Here is a 15,434-nt window from a genome sequence, read left to right on the forward strand (position 1 = left end):
TGCTGATATCTGTTTCGATATGGTTTGTTTCTGTATAATAAATTACTATATAGAAGTATATTTGTCAAGTGTTTTCGGAAAGATTTGTTGAAACAGCCGCGATCGGAACGGCCGGTTGAAAAAATCCTGCCGCAATGCTAAATTACCTTCGGGCCGAAACTTGCGGCGGTGCGGGGAAAGTGCCTCCTGGGCAACATTCAGAGGAGCTGTGCAAATATGAAACTGGGAGCGATCGTGATGGACTGCGGGAATGCCGAGGCGCTGGCCGATTTTTATGCGGAATTTCTCGGATGGGATAAGAGTGTTCAGGAGACCGCCGAAGACCGCTGGGTGATCGTCAATGATCCGGCCATGAAGAATACGCCGCTGGTGTTTCAGGAGGTTTCCGGATATCAATCTCCGGTATGGCCGGCGGAGACCGGACGACAGCAGCAGATGACCCATCTGGATTTTTATGTGGGCTCGCCGGAGGAATTGGAGGAAAAAAGCCGTCTCGCCGAGCGTTGCGGTGCGAAGTTGGCTCCGGTGCAATTTTCCGGGGACTGGCGGGTGTTCCTCGATCCGGCCGGTCATCCATTCTGCCTGATTCCGATTCCGGCGGAAATGATGAAACTGTGATTGGGCGAAGGGCTCGCTTCGCATTGCGGTACCGTTCCTTCCGGAAAGCGTATCATTGCTTCTGATTGTTTTTCCGTTCCGGTCTGTCGGTATTCTTCGCATTTCTTCTGCATTTCCTTCTCTGTGTCTATCGTGTGAAATGCTTTTCAGGCATGTCATGTTATTGAAAATAAGTATTTGCTATTTTCGTATCCTGTTGTAAATTGAATCTCAGGGAAAGCGAAAGGAGGTGGTACGCTTGAAAGGAGTTCCGGCAGAGGAGCTTCCGCATCACCTCCGAAGCTTTTGGACGACGGGTCCTGAATACCGGGGCCGAAGAAACGGCAAGTTTGGAACATAGGAATCTGGATATGCAAAAGAAAACGATTGCTCTTCTGGCCGGCATGCTGCTGTCTGCCGCTGTTCTTCACGCAGAAAATCAAAGGACGAAAATCATGAACAATGCCATTACTCCCCGAAAACTCGAACTCACGCAGGAGTGGGACAAAACCTTTCCGAAAAGCGATCGGGTGAACCATCGCAAGGTCACGTTCGTCAACCGTTACGGCATCACGCTGGCGGCGGATCTGTATGAGCCGAAAAACGCGGACGGCAAATTCGCCGCCGTCGCCGTGAGCGGTCCGTTCGGAGCGGTCAAGGAACAGTGCAGCGGACTCTATGCCCAGACTCTGGCGGAACGCGGTTTCCTTACGATCGCCTTCGATCCGTCGTTCACGGGCGAGAGCGGCGGCATCCCGCGCCGGATGGCTTCGCCGGATATCAATACCGAGGATTTTCAGGCTGCGGTTGATTTTCTCTCCACCCGGCCGAACGTCGATCCCGAACGGATCGGCATTCTCGGCATCTGCGGCTGGGGCGGTCTCGCGTTGAATGCGGCGGCGCTGGATACACGGATCAAGGCCGTGGTCGCCTCCACGATGTACGACATGAGCCGTGTGAGCGCAAACGGGTATTTCGACGCCGCCGATAACGAAAAATCCCGCCATGAAATGCGGCGGAAACTGAATGCGCAGCGCACAAAGGAATATGCGCAGGGATTTTACGAACAGGGCGGCGGAGTGGTCGAACCGCTCCCCGCGGATGCGCCGGAATTCGTGAAGGATTATTACGACTATTACAAGACGCCGCGCGGTTACCACGAGCGGTCGGGAAATTCCAATGACGGCTGGACGGTGACGGGCACGATGTCGTTCCTGAATCAGCCGATTCTCGCGTACTCCAGGGAGATCCGGGCGGCGGTGCTGCTGATTCACGGCGAGAAGGCGCATTCGCGCTATTTCAGCGAGGACGCCTACCGGGACATGTCCTCCTACACGGACTATCGCGACAACAAGGAGCTGCTGATCGTCCCCGGAGCGTCCCATACCGATCTTTATGACGGCGGCGGCAGAAACGCGATTCCGTTCGACAGGCTCGAACGGTTTTTCGGCGAGCACCTGAAAAAGTAAACCGGCCTGAGAGCTTATTCAGGGATAGGCTCTAAGACCGGGGAGTTTCCCCGGCCAGGTAACGCGCGACGGTGCGGCGGTCGAGCCCGAGCTGCCCGGCGGCTTTGAGACGGCTGCCGGAGCGGCGGACCGCGACTTTCACATAGAGGCGCATGAGCTCCTCGGCCGTCAGGCCGCAGCGTCCGAGAGCGTTTTCCAGCTCGGTGCCGCCGCTCTGCTGTGCATCTCCCGGCGTGTAGCAGCCCCGGATTACGAGATTGCGGACGCACTGCTCGAGTTCGCGTACATTGCCGGGCCACGGGTAAGCGCTGCCGAGATTGCGGACGATCCACTCCATCGCTTCAGGCACGAAGCGTTTCGCTTCCTCCTCGCCGAGCAGCCGTGCCGCGGTGATGTCGACGAATTTTTCGAGTTCGCCCGGTTCCCCGCCGGTCAGGTCGCGCAACGGAACCGTGCGGATCACGTCGCTGCACAGCCGGTAATAAAGGTCGTGACGGAACACGCCCTCGCGGCACGCCCCGGCGAGGTCGCGGTTGGTCGCGGCGATGATTTTGCCGGCGAATTCGCGCTCGGCATTGTCTCCGAGCCGCTGGAAACGGCGGGTCTGGAGCACGCGCAGCAGCTTGACCTGCACTTCGGCGTTGATTTCGCCGATTTCATCGAGCAGGACCGCGTCGGAGGGATCGCACGCTTCGAGGTAGCCGATCCGGTCCGCCAGCGCTCCGGTGTAGGCTCCTTTGCGATGGCCGAAGAGTTCCGACTCCAGCATGGTCTGCGGCAGGGCGGAAAGGTGGACCGGCCGGAAGCAGTCCGGGTAGGCGGTACGGAATTTCCGGCTTTTCGCATCGAACGGAATATACTGCGAAAGCGCGATCGCCCGGGCGACCAGCTCCTTGCCGGTGCCGGATTCGCCGGTGATCAGCGTGTTGATCTCCTGCATGCGGTCGTAGAGCGCGCGGTGGTAGCGGTAGATATCCACTGTGAAGAGCGACTGCCAGATTCCGGCGCGCAGCTTGCCGGCTTCGAGCGTGCCGCCGATGATGAAATCGAAGATGTGGTGGAAGGCGCGGTGGATCTGGAAGTAGATCGCAAATGTCCGCTCCGGGTCGTAGCTGCACCGGAGTCTCCGGCCGGGCCGGGAGAGGAAATGGTCGAAGTCGGCAGCGAACTTTTCGTAGCAGTCGAAACGGGTCTCCTCCGGATTCCGCAGCATCTGCCCGGTCATCTCCGCGCGGTATTTTTCGAACAGGTGGTAGATGACCACCGGTTCGGCGATGTCCCGGGCGCGGGCGTCGAGTTCGACACCGGGCGCATCGGCGCGCCGGCGCAGCTCAAGCGCCCAGTGTTCGACGAGCCGGCCGAGCTCGGCGACGTCTTCGCGGGTGCCGCGCAATCCGTCGTGCATGTTCCAGACCCGGCGTTCCGGGGCAGGGGGACGGCCGAGGATGATCTCCTCGAGCTCGAGTCGTTCCGGGGTGAACGGATTCGTATAATTGAGCTTCCCGATCGCCCGCAGCAGCGGCGCTTCGGCTTCGGTGTACAGTTTCATATTCCTCTCCGTGTTTCCGGAATACGATAGCATCTGTACATGAAATGTCAAGCGTTGTGCATAAAATGTTTTTCTCCGGATCGATGGCAGGAGAGACGATTCTTTGCCGATTCTTTTGGATTCCAGATGGTTATGTGCTTGTCACCATATTTGGCACGCCGTTTGCTGTTCTGTTGACAAGTTCCCGAAAAACAACAGAAAGGGTTGAACGATGAAACAGAAATGCAGATGCTTCGGAATGCTCTCGGCGCTGGTCATGACCTGCTCGTCCGCAATGGCGGCAGGAACGCTGACTCCGGCCGGGTCGGGACAGAAGCCCGCCGAGATCCTGAGCCACGACGTCCGGGTCGTGATCAACAACGGTTTTGCGATGACCGAGGTGACCCAGCGTTTCCGGAATCCGAACGCGGAGACGGTAGAGGCGGTTTACGCGTTCCCGGTGCCGAGCTCCGCCAGCCTCTCCGAGGTTTCCGTGCAGATCGGCGAGCGCACCATCAATGGTGAAGTTCTGGCGAAGGAGGAGGCGAAGCAAGTCTACGACGAAGAGAAGGAGAGGGGAAACAGCGCGGCGCTGGCCGGGAAGCAGGCGTTTTACGACTTCCGCTTTTCGGTTGCGAACCTGAAGCCGCAGGAAGAGGCGCTGGTCCGCTTCGTCTACTATCAGCCGCTTGCGGCCGATACCGGCGTGGTCCGCTATGTCTATCCGCTCGAGGAGGGGAACACGCGGGATGCGGCGGCGGCTGATTTCTGGAGCGGCAGCAGCCGGGTCGAAACGAAGGCCACGCTCCGGATGACCGTCAAATCGGCCTGGCCGCTGACTTCGGTACGGACGCCGAACCTGCGCCCGCTCTCCGAGAAACTCGCGCTTGCGGACGGCGCCGCCGAGCTCGAATATGAACTCGGCAGCGAACTCGGCCGGGACTTCGTTTTTTATTATCAGCTCGCCGAGCTGCCGGGGCGGCTTGAAGTCGTGCCGTACCGCGCTGCCGGAAAACCCGGCACTTTCATGATGGTCCTGACTCCCGGAACCGACCTGCGGCGGCTCGATTGCGGCGCCGACTACATTTTCGTGCTCGACGTGTCGGGCAGCATGCACGGCGACAAGCTCCGGACGCTCTGCGACGGCGTGGCGCAGAGCATCGGCTCGATGCGCGGGAACGACCGGTTCCGCATCGTGACCTTCAACCAGCAGTCGCGGGAAGTGACCCGCGGCTGGGTCGCCGCTTCGCCGGACGGCATCCGGGAGTGGACGCGCCGCGTCTCCGAGCTCAAGGCGAACGGTTCGACCAATCTCGAGGCCGGTATCCGCACCGCCCTCGGCGGCATCGACGCGGACCGCGTGACCAGCCTCATACTCGTGACCGACGCAGTGACCAATACCGGCGAAGTCCGGCCGGAAGAATTCGCGAAGCTGATGCGGCAAAAGGACATCCGCGTCTTCGGGTTCCTGATGGGCAACAGCGCGAACTGGCCGCTGATGCGGACCATCTGCGATGCCTCCGGCGGTTTCTATGCGGGCGTGTCGAACTCCGACGACATCATCGGGCAGATTGCGCTGGCGAAGGAGAAGGTCATCTACGAGGCGCTGCACGATGTGAAGCTTTCGCTTTCCGGCGTCAAGACCTTCGACGTGAACCATGCCGGGGCGAAAAAGCTCTATCGCGGCCGGCAGCTTGTGGCGTTCGGGCGCTATGCGGCGGGCGGCGAGGCGGAGTTCACCATGACCGCGAAGATTTCGGGCCGCGAGGAGACCTACCGCTGCCGGGTCCGGCTGCCGGACGTTGATGAGGACAATCCCGAGCTTGAACGGCTCTGGGCGCTCGATCGCATCGAACTCTTCGAGGATCTGAAGAATTCCGGCGTGCTTCCGGCCGACGAGGCGAAGCCGGTCATCCGCCAGCTCGGGATCGATTATCAGCTGGTGACCGGCGAAACCTCGATGGCGGTCCTCTCCGACGAGGCGTTCCGGGCGTACGGCATCGAGCGCCGCAACGCCGTGCGCACTGCCGCCGAACACCGGGCGCAGAGCCGCCGCTCTCAGGAGCCGGTGAAGAATTACCGCGTCGATATTCCGGCCGCGGGGAACCCGCCGCTCGACTGCCGGTCGAACGGCGGGGAAAACAACCTCTTCAAGCTCTCCGCGCCGAGACTCGGCGGCGGGGCGATCGCGCCGGTTCCTGCCCTGTTCGTCATCGTGCTCGGGGTTGCCGGCTGTATCGCTCTTTGCAGCAGGCGGTAAGCGGGTGGAAGGAAACGGAGGATTCTTATGAAAAAGTCGATTGTCGAGCTCTTCACTTACGCCGCTGCGGCTTCGTTTTTCGCCTTGCCGCCTTACGGACTGGCGGCACACTGGTACGGGGTCGTACTGCTGGCGGTCTCCGTGCTCCCCGCGGTCGGCATGTCGCTGCTGCTGACGAAGTTCTGCCGCTCCGGAATCCCGGCGGCAGTGCGTTTTGCCCCGGTCGCGGCCGGCTGGTTCGCGCTCGCTTTCGCAAACCGGCATCTGGCCGGCAGCGGAACCGCCTCCGGAGCGTTCGGGCTGACGGTTGCGCCGCTTGCCGTGGCGGTCACCGTCATGCCGGCGGCCTGCTATGCGCTCTACTGGCTGGAACGGAACGAGGCGCTGGCGAACCGGATCGTCAATGCGGCGCGCCTGCCGCTCGCGGCGGTTGCGCTGATGGCGCTCGTCATGGCGTTTCCGTCGATCGGCACGGCCATGATGTTCCGTCCGGGGGCCGCGCTGTTCCCCGGGGGATGGCGGATGCTCGGCTGTCACTTCGTTCACTTCGGCTGGGACCATTTCGCCTGGGACGGCGCGGTGGTGCTGGCGGTCGGGACGATGCTCGCCGTCCGGCGCGGCGAACTTTTCTTCTGCCGGCTTTTTCTCGCTTCGCTGCTCTGGTGCGGCGCCGGAGTCGCCGTCTTCGGGCGCGGCTACGACCTCTATTGCGGCTCCTCCGGAATCGGCTGCGCGCTGGCGGCCGCACTCGCGGCTGACTTCATCCGCTCCGGCGGAGGAACGCTGCGTCGGGCATCGGCCGCTGTCCTGGCCGGAATCGCCGGGAAGGCGGTTTTCGAGCTGGCGTCCGGCGAGACGCTGTTTGTTCCGGGGACGGAATTCGAGCCGGCCGCCGCCGCTCACCTGGCCGGTATGCTCGCCGGAGTCTGGCATGCGCTGCCGCGCCGCAAACTGCGGATCGTCCGCAGATATCTGGCCGCGCGCCTCCGGGGCTTGAAAAAGGGGGATTCCGGTGATATACTTCATGAATTGAACAAGATATGGAGTTTGTGATCATGCTGAAACGTTCCGAAATCAACCGAAGCATCGAAATCGCCCGCCGGGTATTCGCCGCCAACGGGCTGCACTTGCCGGAGTTCGCCTTCCGCAGCGTGGCGGAGTGGGACCGCGCCGGGCACGAGTGCGACGAGATCCGCGACTGCATGCTGGGGTGGGATGTGACCGACTTCGGCTCCGGCGATTTCCGGAAGACCGGCCGCACGCTTTTCACGCTGCGGAACGGCCGCCGCAACGATCCGCGTTACCCGAAAAGCTATGCCGAGAAGTTCATTCTCGACCCCGATTTTCAGTGCGCGCCGGCCCACTTCCACCGCAGCAAGCGCGAGGATATCATCAATCGCGGGAAAGGGTTCATCGTCCTTGAGCTGACCGCCTCCGATCCGGACGGCAATCCGGCGGGCGGCAGCCTGACGGTCGCAGTGGACGGTATTTCGCGCACGATCCCGTCCGGTTCGCGCGTCCGGCTCAAGCCCGGCGAGAGCATCTGCCTCGTGCCCGGCACGATCCACCAGTTCTGGGGGGAGGGGCCGGACGGAATCCTGATCGACGGTGAGCGCTACGGCGTCTCCGGCGAGGTCTCCAGCGTCTGCGACGATATTTCGGACAATGTCTTCATCCACGGCGGCAACCGCTTCCCCGGCATCGACGAGGACGAAGAGAAAATCTGCTATCTCTGCAACGAATATCCGGCCGCCTCCGCGGATTGAAATATCCCGGAAAAGTCCGGCCGGGCAATTGAAAACTCCGGAATTCATGATATATTAAATCCGATAACCATTATCGTTTTTTTTGAGAGAGGCGGATTTCTTCATGGATTTCAAGAACGGCGCATGGACTGCCGAAGTCAATGTCAGAGATTTTATTCAGAACAACTACACTCCGTACGACGGCGACCGGGATTTCCTTGCGCCGCCGACGGAGCGGACGCTCGAACTGTGGCGTATTCTGTCGGAGCGCATGAAGCTGGAACGCGAGCGCAACGGCGTTTACGACATCGACGAGAAGACCATTTCGACCATCACCTCGCACGAGGCCGGCTACATCGACCGGGAGCTTGAGACGATCGTCGGGCTTCAGACCGATGCTCCGCTGAAGCGGGCGATCATGCCGTTCGGCGGCTTCCGGCTCATCCACACCGAGCTCGAAGCTTACGGGCGGAAGATGGATCCGGCCGTCGAACATGTTTTCGAATACCGCAAGACCCACAACGACGGCGTGTTCGACGTCTACACCGACGAGATGAAGAAGGTGCGCCACGCCGGCGTCATCACCGGGCTGCCGGACAACTACGGGCGCGGCCGGATCATCGGCGACTACCGCCGCGTGCCGCTCTACGGCGTCGATTTCCTGATCGAAGCGAAGAAGCAGGCGAAGCGCGAGGCGGTCGCCGACGTGATGGATTCGGATATGATCCGCAAGCGCGAGGAGATCGCCGAGCAGATCAAGGCGCTCGGCGAGCTCAAGGCGATGGCCGCCAAATACGGCTTCGATATCTCGCGCCCGGCGCAGGATACGAAAGAGGCGATCCAGTGGCTCTACTTCGGCTATCTGGCCGCGGTCAAGGAGCAGAACGGCGCGGCGATGTCGATCGGCCGCATCTCGACTTTTCTCGACTGTTACGCCGAGCGCGACCTGGCGGGCGGGAAATATACGGAAGAGGAGATTCAGGAGTTCGTCGACCACTTCATCATGAAGCTGCGGATCGTCCGTTTCCTGCGGACTCCGGCTTATGACGAGCTGTTCAGCGGCGACCCGACCTGGGTGACCGAGTCGGTCGGCGGCATGTCGCTCGACGGGCGGCACATGGTCACGAAGATGAGCTACCGCTTCCTGCACACGCTCGTGAACCTCGGTCCCGCGCCGGAACCGAACCTGACCGTGCTGTGGAGCGTGAAACTGCCGGAGAATTTCAAGAAGTTCTGCGCCGACATTTCGATCGGGACTTCGTCGATCCAGTACGAGAACGACGACCTGATGCGGGTCAAGTTCGGCGACGACTACGGCATCGCCTGCTGCGTCTCGGCCATGCGGATCGGCAAGCAGATGCAGTTCTTCGGCGCGCGCTGCAACCTTGCGAAGGCGCTGCTTTACGCGATCAACGGCGGCCGTGACGTGAAGTGTAACAACGAGCAGATCGGCCCGGCGATTCCGTTCCTCGGCGGCGGCGAGTATATCGACTACGACGAGGTCATGCGGAATTTCGAGGAGATCACCGACTGGCTTGCAAAGCTCTATATCGATACGCTGAACATCATCCACTACATGCACGACAAGTACTGCTATGAGCGGATTGAAATGGCGCTGCACGACGAAGATATCGTCCGTACGATGGCCGGCGGCATCGCCGGGCTCTCGGTGCTGGCGGACAGCTTTTCGGCGATCCGGTACGCGAAGGTCAGGCCGGTGCTGAACGATGCCGGCCTGGTCTGCGACTTCATCACCGAGGGGGATTTCCCGAAGTTCGGCAACGACGACGAGCGGGTCGACCGGATCGCGGTGGATATCGTCAAGTCGTTCGAACAGAAGCTGGCGCGGCACAAGGCGTACCGCAATGCGAAGCCGACCATGTCGATCCTGACCATCACCAGCAACGTCATGTACGGCAAGAAGACCGCTTCGACGCCGGACGGGCGCAAAGCCGGCGAGCCGTTCGCGCCGGGCGCGAATCCGATGCACGGCCGCGACGTGAACGGCGCGGTCGCCTCCCTGAAGTCGGTCGCCAAGCTGCCGTACGACTATGCGGAGGACGGAATCAGCTACACTTTCTCGATCGTGCCGGATTCGCTCGGCCGGACGCCGGAGGAGAAGCGGTCGAACCTGATCTCTCTGCTCGACGGCTACTTCTCGGAGCATGGCCATCACCTGAACGTGAACGTGCTGCAGCGCGAGATGCTGCTTGATGCGATGGAGCACCCCGAAAAGTATCCGCAGCTTACGATCCGGGTTTCCGGCTACGCCGTGAACTTCATCCGCCTGACCCGCGAGCAGCAGCTCGACGTGGTCAACCGGACGTTCCACAGCCGGTTCTGAGCGATGGCGGAGGTCTCCGGCAGGATTCACTCGGTGGAGAGTTTCGGGACGCTGGACGGCCCCGGCGTCCGCTACGTCGTTTTCCTGCAGGGGTGTCCGCTGCGCTGCCTCTACTGCCACAACCCGGATACCTGGGCGACCGGCGGCGGAACGGAGACGACGGTGCCGGAGCTGATGCGCCGGATCGAATCGTGCCGGAATTTCATCCGTTCGGGGGGCGTGACGCTTTCGGGCGGCGAACCTCTGATGCAGCCGGATTTTTCCCGCGCGCTTCTGGAGAGCTGCCGCGAGGCGGGGTTCCACACGGCGCTCGATACGGCGGGCTCCTTTCCGCTTGCCCGCTCCCGCGCGGTGATCGATGCGGCGGATCTGGTGCTGCTCGACATCAAGGCGCTCGACCCGGAGCTCTGCGTGAGGCTGACCGGCAGAGACGGCGGCAATACGCTTGCGACGCTGGATTGGTGCGAGGAGAGCGGCAAGCCGGTCTGGATTCGGCATGTGCTGGTGCCGGGCCTGACGCTGGACCGTGCGAGACTCGAAGCGCTCGCCGCTTATCTGGAGCCGTACCGCTGCATCGGGAAGGTGGAGCTTCTGCCGTTTCACAAGATGGCGGATTTCAAGTGGAAGGCGCTCGGCCTGGAAAACCGCCTGGCCGACACGCCGGAGCCGGAGGCGGCGGCGCTGCGGGAAGCCGAATCCCTGTTTTCCGGCAGAAGCCGGGACTGCCGACAGCCGTAAGCGGTGCCCCATTGCTGTTCCGGCAACCGCCGGTTGACCGGTCATAACGGATCACTCGCTCAGGCCGTCACACTTCGGAAGGAATCCGCCGTTTCCGCTCCGCCTCGTGCCGGTACGGTACGGAAGATCCGGGAGGAGTGCGGGACGAGATGGACCTCGCCGCAGAGCTCCCGGATTTCGCCGTTGCGGAGGTCGCGGCCGTACCGGCAGTCGTCGAGACGGCAGGTGCGGTGCTCGCAGCTCCGGTTGAAAACGCCGACCGCTTCCGAACCGTCCGCCAGCGGCTTGCGGTAGACGAGAATGCCGTTGCCCCGGTTTTCGACGGAGGGCGGAGCCGCCAGCGGGTCCTGATTGATTGCGATCAGGCCGTCGTTGGTCAGCAGCCGGAAAGTCGCTTCGTCCATTCCGGCGATGTCGCAGCTCAGCAGCAGCGGCGCGGAGAGGAGACACCAGAGAGCGAATTGCGTGCTCTGCTCCTCGCGGGTCAGCCGGGAAGGCGTATAGGACGGATTCGGGCTGTTCGGAATCCCGATCGATCCGATCTGCAGCATGTCGGGGTCCGGGAAACGGCCGGGACCCGTCGCCCGGCGCCATGCGGCGGGGTGGTCGAAACCGATGGCGGCAACGCTCTCCCACTCGTCCCGGATGTCGCCCGTGACGCGGCAGAGCTGGGCGCAGCCGAGCAGCTCCGCCGCGTCGGCCGCCGGAGCGTTGTTCGAGAGACTCAGCACGATGTCCCGTCCGCAGCGGCGCAGCTCATCGGCCATGCGGCGCGCGGTCGGGAGGTCGTTCGGGTGCCAGTCGACCTTCACGAAGTCGACCCCCCATTCGGCCCACTGGCGCACATCGTCGCCGAACCGCCATTCCGGGCCGGGCCGGTCGGCGCCGAGGCTGTGGAGTCCCGGGTAGCGGCCGAATACCTGATTCGGCTGAAGCCGTTCCGGCTCCGGCAGGAACAGCCGTTCTTCGCGTCCCCGGTCGGTGCTGCCGCCGCGGAATCCGGCATAGGTGCCGATCCACGGCGTCGAATAGAGGCCGAACCGCAGCCCGAGGCTGTGGATGTAGTCGGCCAGCGCTTTCATGTCGGGGAAGCGTTCGTTTCCCTGGAGCGCGCCGTATTTTCCGCCGCGCACGCCCTGCCAGCAGTCGTCGATGTTCACGAAATTCCAGCCGTGGGCGGCGAGTCCGCGTTCGACGAGTGCGCGTGCCGTTTTCCGGATTCCTGCATCGCTGACGCCCTCCGAGAAGCAGTACCAGCTGTTCCACCCCATCGGCGGGGTCAGCTGGATTCCTTCCCCGGCGATCAGCCTGATCGTGCAGCGGGAACGCCCGGCGGGATTTTCGGCCTCGAATTCGACCGGATAAATTCCGGGGCGCCCGATCCGGCCGGAGAGTACGCCGGCCGCGGCGTCGAACCCGGTTCCCGGCGGCGGATTCGTGCAGTCCAAACTCAGTCGTTCCCCTTCGACGGGGAGGGCCAGAAAGAAATCGCTGCCGGGCCGTACGCCGAAAACGGCCGGAGCATGAAAGCGGGGCGGATGAAACATTCTGCTCATACTGTCACTTTGCCATCAGGGTGACCTGCGGGCTGTTCTTCCGTTCGCCGCCGATTCCGGTTTTGGCGAAATGGTACATCCAGCCCTTGCGGGTCGGTTCCCCGTCGTTATCGTTGATGCAGAAGGAGAAGGAAAAATTCATTCCGGCCCGGAACACTTCGCCCGGTTCCGGGAAAATTTCGAGATCGTAAACGGTCCGGGCACCGTTTCTGGCGATATCCAGCTTCATCTGCTTTCGGCCGGTCTCCCCGTCATGGCAGTAGAGAATACTCTTTCCGCCGATCAGCGCGAGGTCGTAAAGCCGGCCGTCGAACCAGAACTGAACGGAGTCTCCGCTCCAGGCGAATGCGGGCTCGCTGTTGCTGACATGCCGGTCGTCGGCGACGTCCCAGCGCATTTGGATCGCTTCCGGCGACCAGCCCCAGGAGAAGCGGCAGCTCAGGTCATCCGGACCCAGCCAGGTTTCCAGAATGTTATGATCCGGCACGTAATTTCCGCGTTCCTTCAGCTCGGCTTCCAGCGGCAGTCCCTCCCGGGCGCTGCCGGGGGCGATTTCCGGAATCCCGATCCAGTTCAAACGGTATTCGGTATGCGACGATGCTCCGAGTGCGGAAACGGCGACATCGATGAAATAGAATTGGTTTTTCCGAACTTTCACTTTATCGTTGAACAGAACCGTGAAACTTTCCGTGCTTTCCGGGGCGAGCGTGACGTTTCGCCGGCTGTCGCTGTTCCAGCTTGCCGGAAGCCGGAGCACTGTTTCTGTTGCCAGCGGAACCTTCAGCAGGTTCCGCAAATCGACGCGGATTCCCGGCCGACCGCCCTGAAAGAATGCCCGGACCGAACTTGCGACCGGGGACCTGACTGTTCCGGAGCAGCTTTGGAATGCAACCGTTTTTCCCTCCGCCTCCAGCACCGCATCGCAGCGGAACGGCGTCTCTGAAGAGAGCAGGTCCGGCCGGAGTTCCAATTCCAGTTGCCGCCGCTCCTTCGGGCGCAATATAAGCTCCTGCCGCGCCTCCGGGATTTCCCACTGGCGCGAACCCGTAAGCTTCAGCACCGCACGCAGTTCCCGCCTTCCCGGGTTGCAGACCGTCAGGGCAATCCGGTTCGATGTACCCGCAACCGGAGAAACTTCCCCGGCGAACTCCAGCATGGCGGGGAGAAGTTCGAATTTCTTCGGGAGCGTCAAGTAGGAGACGCCGCCGGAGGGAACGCCGACACACCCGTCAACCGGAGTCAGGACGGTCTCCCGGCCGAATCCGTCCGTATGGGTCAGCTGTTTCGAGTCCGTCCGGAAAGTGACGCCTTTTTCACTCCGGTAGATCACCCGGTTCGGGGCGATCCGGTACATTTCGCCGGGTTCGAACGGCAGCGCCCTGACCGGTTCGTTCCCATCCAGCAGCCTCGAAAGCGTGAGGAACATCGGCATGACGGGATTCGGCTGAAACGCGGAAGTCATCATGCCGGTCTCCGCGAATTGCGGAACTTTGGACTGAAATTCGAAATAGAAGCTCTTTTCCACTCCGGCGGCAAAATCCCGGACGGTCTGCAGAATCCGTTCGTCGGCGCTTCCCCAGCCGGATTCCGTATTCCAGAGCGGCTTGCTTCCGAGTCCCGCCTCTTCCAGAATCCGGCGGTGAAGCGGTGCGCTCTTCCCTTGTCCGTAGTGGAAGCTGTAAATATCGAACCAGCTGCCGACGCCGTATCTCATCAACTCTTCTGAGAAGGGGCGCCAGAGCTTCTCTTCTCCGGTCAACCCGGCATGGGAAATTTTTGCCTGCGGCGCATAGCGGCGGATCACCTTGGCGGTGCGCTCCATGTGCGCCGCATAAGCCTGGGCGCCGCCTGACCAGTGGTAAGGAGTATCCGGCTCGTTCCAGATTTCATAGACCGCAATCTGTCTGCCGTGACGTTCGATCAGCTGCCGGTAAAAGCGTTCCCATTCGGCCGGTTCCGGGTTGCCCCCGTATTGATGATAAGGCTGTCGGGCAGCCCATTTGGGAATGTATTGCGTGGTGACGAGCAGCGACATTCCGTTTTGTTCCGCAGCGCGGAACGAACGGTCGGTTCCCTCCCATTTGAACTCTCCCTGCTTCGGTTCGATCCACGACCAGCCCGCATCGGTTCTCAGCCAGCGGATTCCCATTTTGCGCAGCGTGGAGTAGGCCCGCTCCGGATTGTCGTTCCAGAATCCCATCCCGAGACGGGCCTGTTCCGGCGGAGGCTGCGGAACCGGGACGAAATGTCCGCCGGCCGCTTCCGATTCGAAGAGGATTCCACCATCGCGGAGCAGCCGGTAGCGGATTCGGTAAAAGCCCTTTACTTCTCCGGGCAGCGGTATGGAGCGCTCGAACGCGGTGTCGCAGTCGACCTGCCGGAGCAGCCGGGCAAGCAGGTTGCCGTCAGGATCGAGGAACGCGATCTCCTCCCCGCAGGTTCCGAATTTCCTGCTTCCGGGCTGGAAGCGGAATCGGAGCAGCTGTCTCTCGCTGGCCCAGGAAAGTGTGCCGGAACCGGAGCCGGAGATTGTCAGCACCGGTTTGCGGTTCGTTCCAGCCTCCGGTTTGCGGAAAGGCGGCGGTACGTTCCGGGTTGCCACTTCCGCACCGTCGACGCTGAGTCCGGCCAGAAACAACTCTCCCTGCGGACGGGTCCGGTTGACGGGATCGAGCCAGAAGGCAACCAGCCTGACCGGGAATTCCAGAGAAGGGTTCTCTTTTGAGTTGCCGCCCCAGATATCGCAGCGATCGACGGCGGGAGAGAAGCCGTACTCCTTCCAGCCGTTGTGCCGCAGCGACCGGAAGTCATTCTCCGTATAGCAGAAGAGTGCGGTTTTCCCTCCGGCGTCGCGGCACATGAAATAAAAACGGTGGGCGGAGGCGGTGTCGTAAATCCAGAGCGACAGGCGCGAATCCCTGTTCAGCACGATCGGCTCTTTCGGCTTGATGATCAGGCTGAGGTCGCGTCCTTCCCGGATTTTGAAATCATAAAGGAGACGCAGGGAGTTTCTGCCGTGCGCGGCGGCATTTTCAAGCCGGGAGTAGTCGCTCGATTTTCCCTCAAGCGTCCACTGTGAGGCATCCTCGCAGAGATTGGCCGCCGCAAGGCGGCAGCCGAAGCAGATTAACGTAAACAGAAAGATTGGATATTTCGTGATTTTCATTATGTTCGTTGCCTTTTTCGGTGTTTCGTTC

General features: G+C 61.8%; 10 protein-coding genes. 7 read left to right on the forward strand and 3 right to left on the reverse strand.

The window, feature by feature from the left end:
• The first annotated feature begins 216 nt into the window (after positions 1-216).
• Both FYJ85_RS13000 and FYJ85_RS13005 read left to right on the forward strand, forming a co-directional pair.
• Entirely contained in the window at positions 217-618 is a 402-nt protein-coding gene (locus FYJ85_RS13000) for a VOC family protein (RefSeq protein WP_154419056.1), read from the forward strand.
• 434 nt (positions 619-1,052) lie between these two features.
• Complete coding sequence (locus tag FYJ85_RS13005; protein ID WP_206213168.1) at positions 1,053-2,066, forward strand: alpha/beta hydrolase; 1,014 nt, start codon at positions 1,053-1,055, stop codon at positions 2,064-2,066.
• Between the two features lie 31 nt (positions 2,067-2,097).
• Here the strand turns inward: FYJ85_RS13005 and FYJ85_RS13010 are convergent, their stop codons facing one another.
• Positions 2,098-3,615 (reverse strand): sigma-54-dependent transcriptional regulator, encoded by a 1,518-nt coding sequence (locus FYJ85_RS13010; protein WP_177995417.1) that lies wholly within the window; start codon positions 3,613-3,615, stop codon positions 2,098-2,100.
• A 211-nt stretch (positions 3,616-3,826) separates the two neighbouring features.
• Between FYJ85_RS13010 and FYJ85_RS13015 the strand changes: the two genes are divergently transcribed.
• The 5 genes from FYJ85_RS13015 to pflA all read left to right on the forward strand — a co-directional run bounded on the left by FYJ85_RS13015 (position 3,827) and on the right by pflA (position 10,681).
• Positions 3,827-5,854 carry a VIT domain-containing protein gene (locus FYJ85_RS13015; protein WP_106055579.1) on the forward strand — a complete coding sequence of 676 codons (2,028 nt, stop codon included), beginning with the start codon at positions 3,827-3,829 and terminating at the stop codon, positions 5,852-5,854.
• A gap of 27 nt (positions 5,855-5,881) precedes the next feature.
• Positions 5,882-6,907: a rhomboid family intramembrane serine protease gene (locus FYJ85_RS13020; RefSeq protein WP_154419060.1), complete on the forward strand. Its 1,026-nt coding sequence runs from the start codon at positions 5,882-5,884 to the stop codon at positions 6,905-6,907.
• A 2-nt stretch (positions 6,908-6,909) separates the two neighbouring features.
• Entirely contained in the window at positions 6,910-7,620 is a 711-nt protein-coding gene (locus tag FYJ85_RS13025; protein WP_177995414.1) for a D-lyxose/D-mannose family sugar isomerase, read from the forward strand.
• 103 nt (positions 7,621-7,723) lie between these two features.
• Positions 7,724-9,943, forward strand: a complete 2,220-nt coding sequence (gene pflB, locus FYJ85_RS13030) for a formate C-acetyltransferase (protein ID WP_106055582.1) — start codon at positions 7,724-7,726, stop codon at positions 9,941-9,943.
• A gap of 3 nt (positions 9,944-9,946) precedes the next feature.
• On the forward strand, positions 9,947-10,681 hold the full coding sequence (gene pflA / locus FYJ85_RS13035; protein WP_154419062.1) for a pyruvate formate-lyase-activating protein: 735 nt from the start codon (positions 9,947-9,949) through the stop codon (positions 10,679-10,681).
• Positions 10,682-10,740: 59 nt separating this feature from the next.
• Here pflA and FYJ85_RS13040 read toward each other — a convergent pair whose 3' ends face one another.
• Both FYJ85_RS13040 and FYJ85_RS13045 read right to left on the reverse strand, forming a co-directional pair.
• Positions 10,741-12,237 (reverse strand): glycoside hydrolase family 27 protein, encoded by a 1,497-nt coding sequence (locus FYJ85_RS13040; RefSeq protein ID WP_154419064.1) that lies wholly within the window; start codon positions 12,235-12,237, stop codon positions 10,741-10,743.
• A gap of 4 nt (positions 12,238-12,241) precedes the next feature.
• Positions 12,242-15,403 (reverse strand): beta-galactosidase, encoded by a 3,162-nt coding sequence (locus tag FYJ85_RS13045; protein ID WP_154419066.1) that lies wholly within the window; start codon positions 15,401-15,403, stop codon positions 12,242-12,244.
• Between the last annotated feature and the right edge of the window lie 31 nt (positions 15,404-15,434).

The organism is Victivallis lenta (assembly GCF_009695545.1).
Lineage (GTDB): Bacteria > Verrucomicrobiota > Lentisphaeria > Victivallales > Victivallaceae > Victivallis > Victivallis lenta.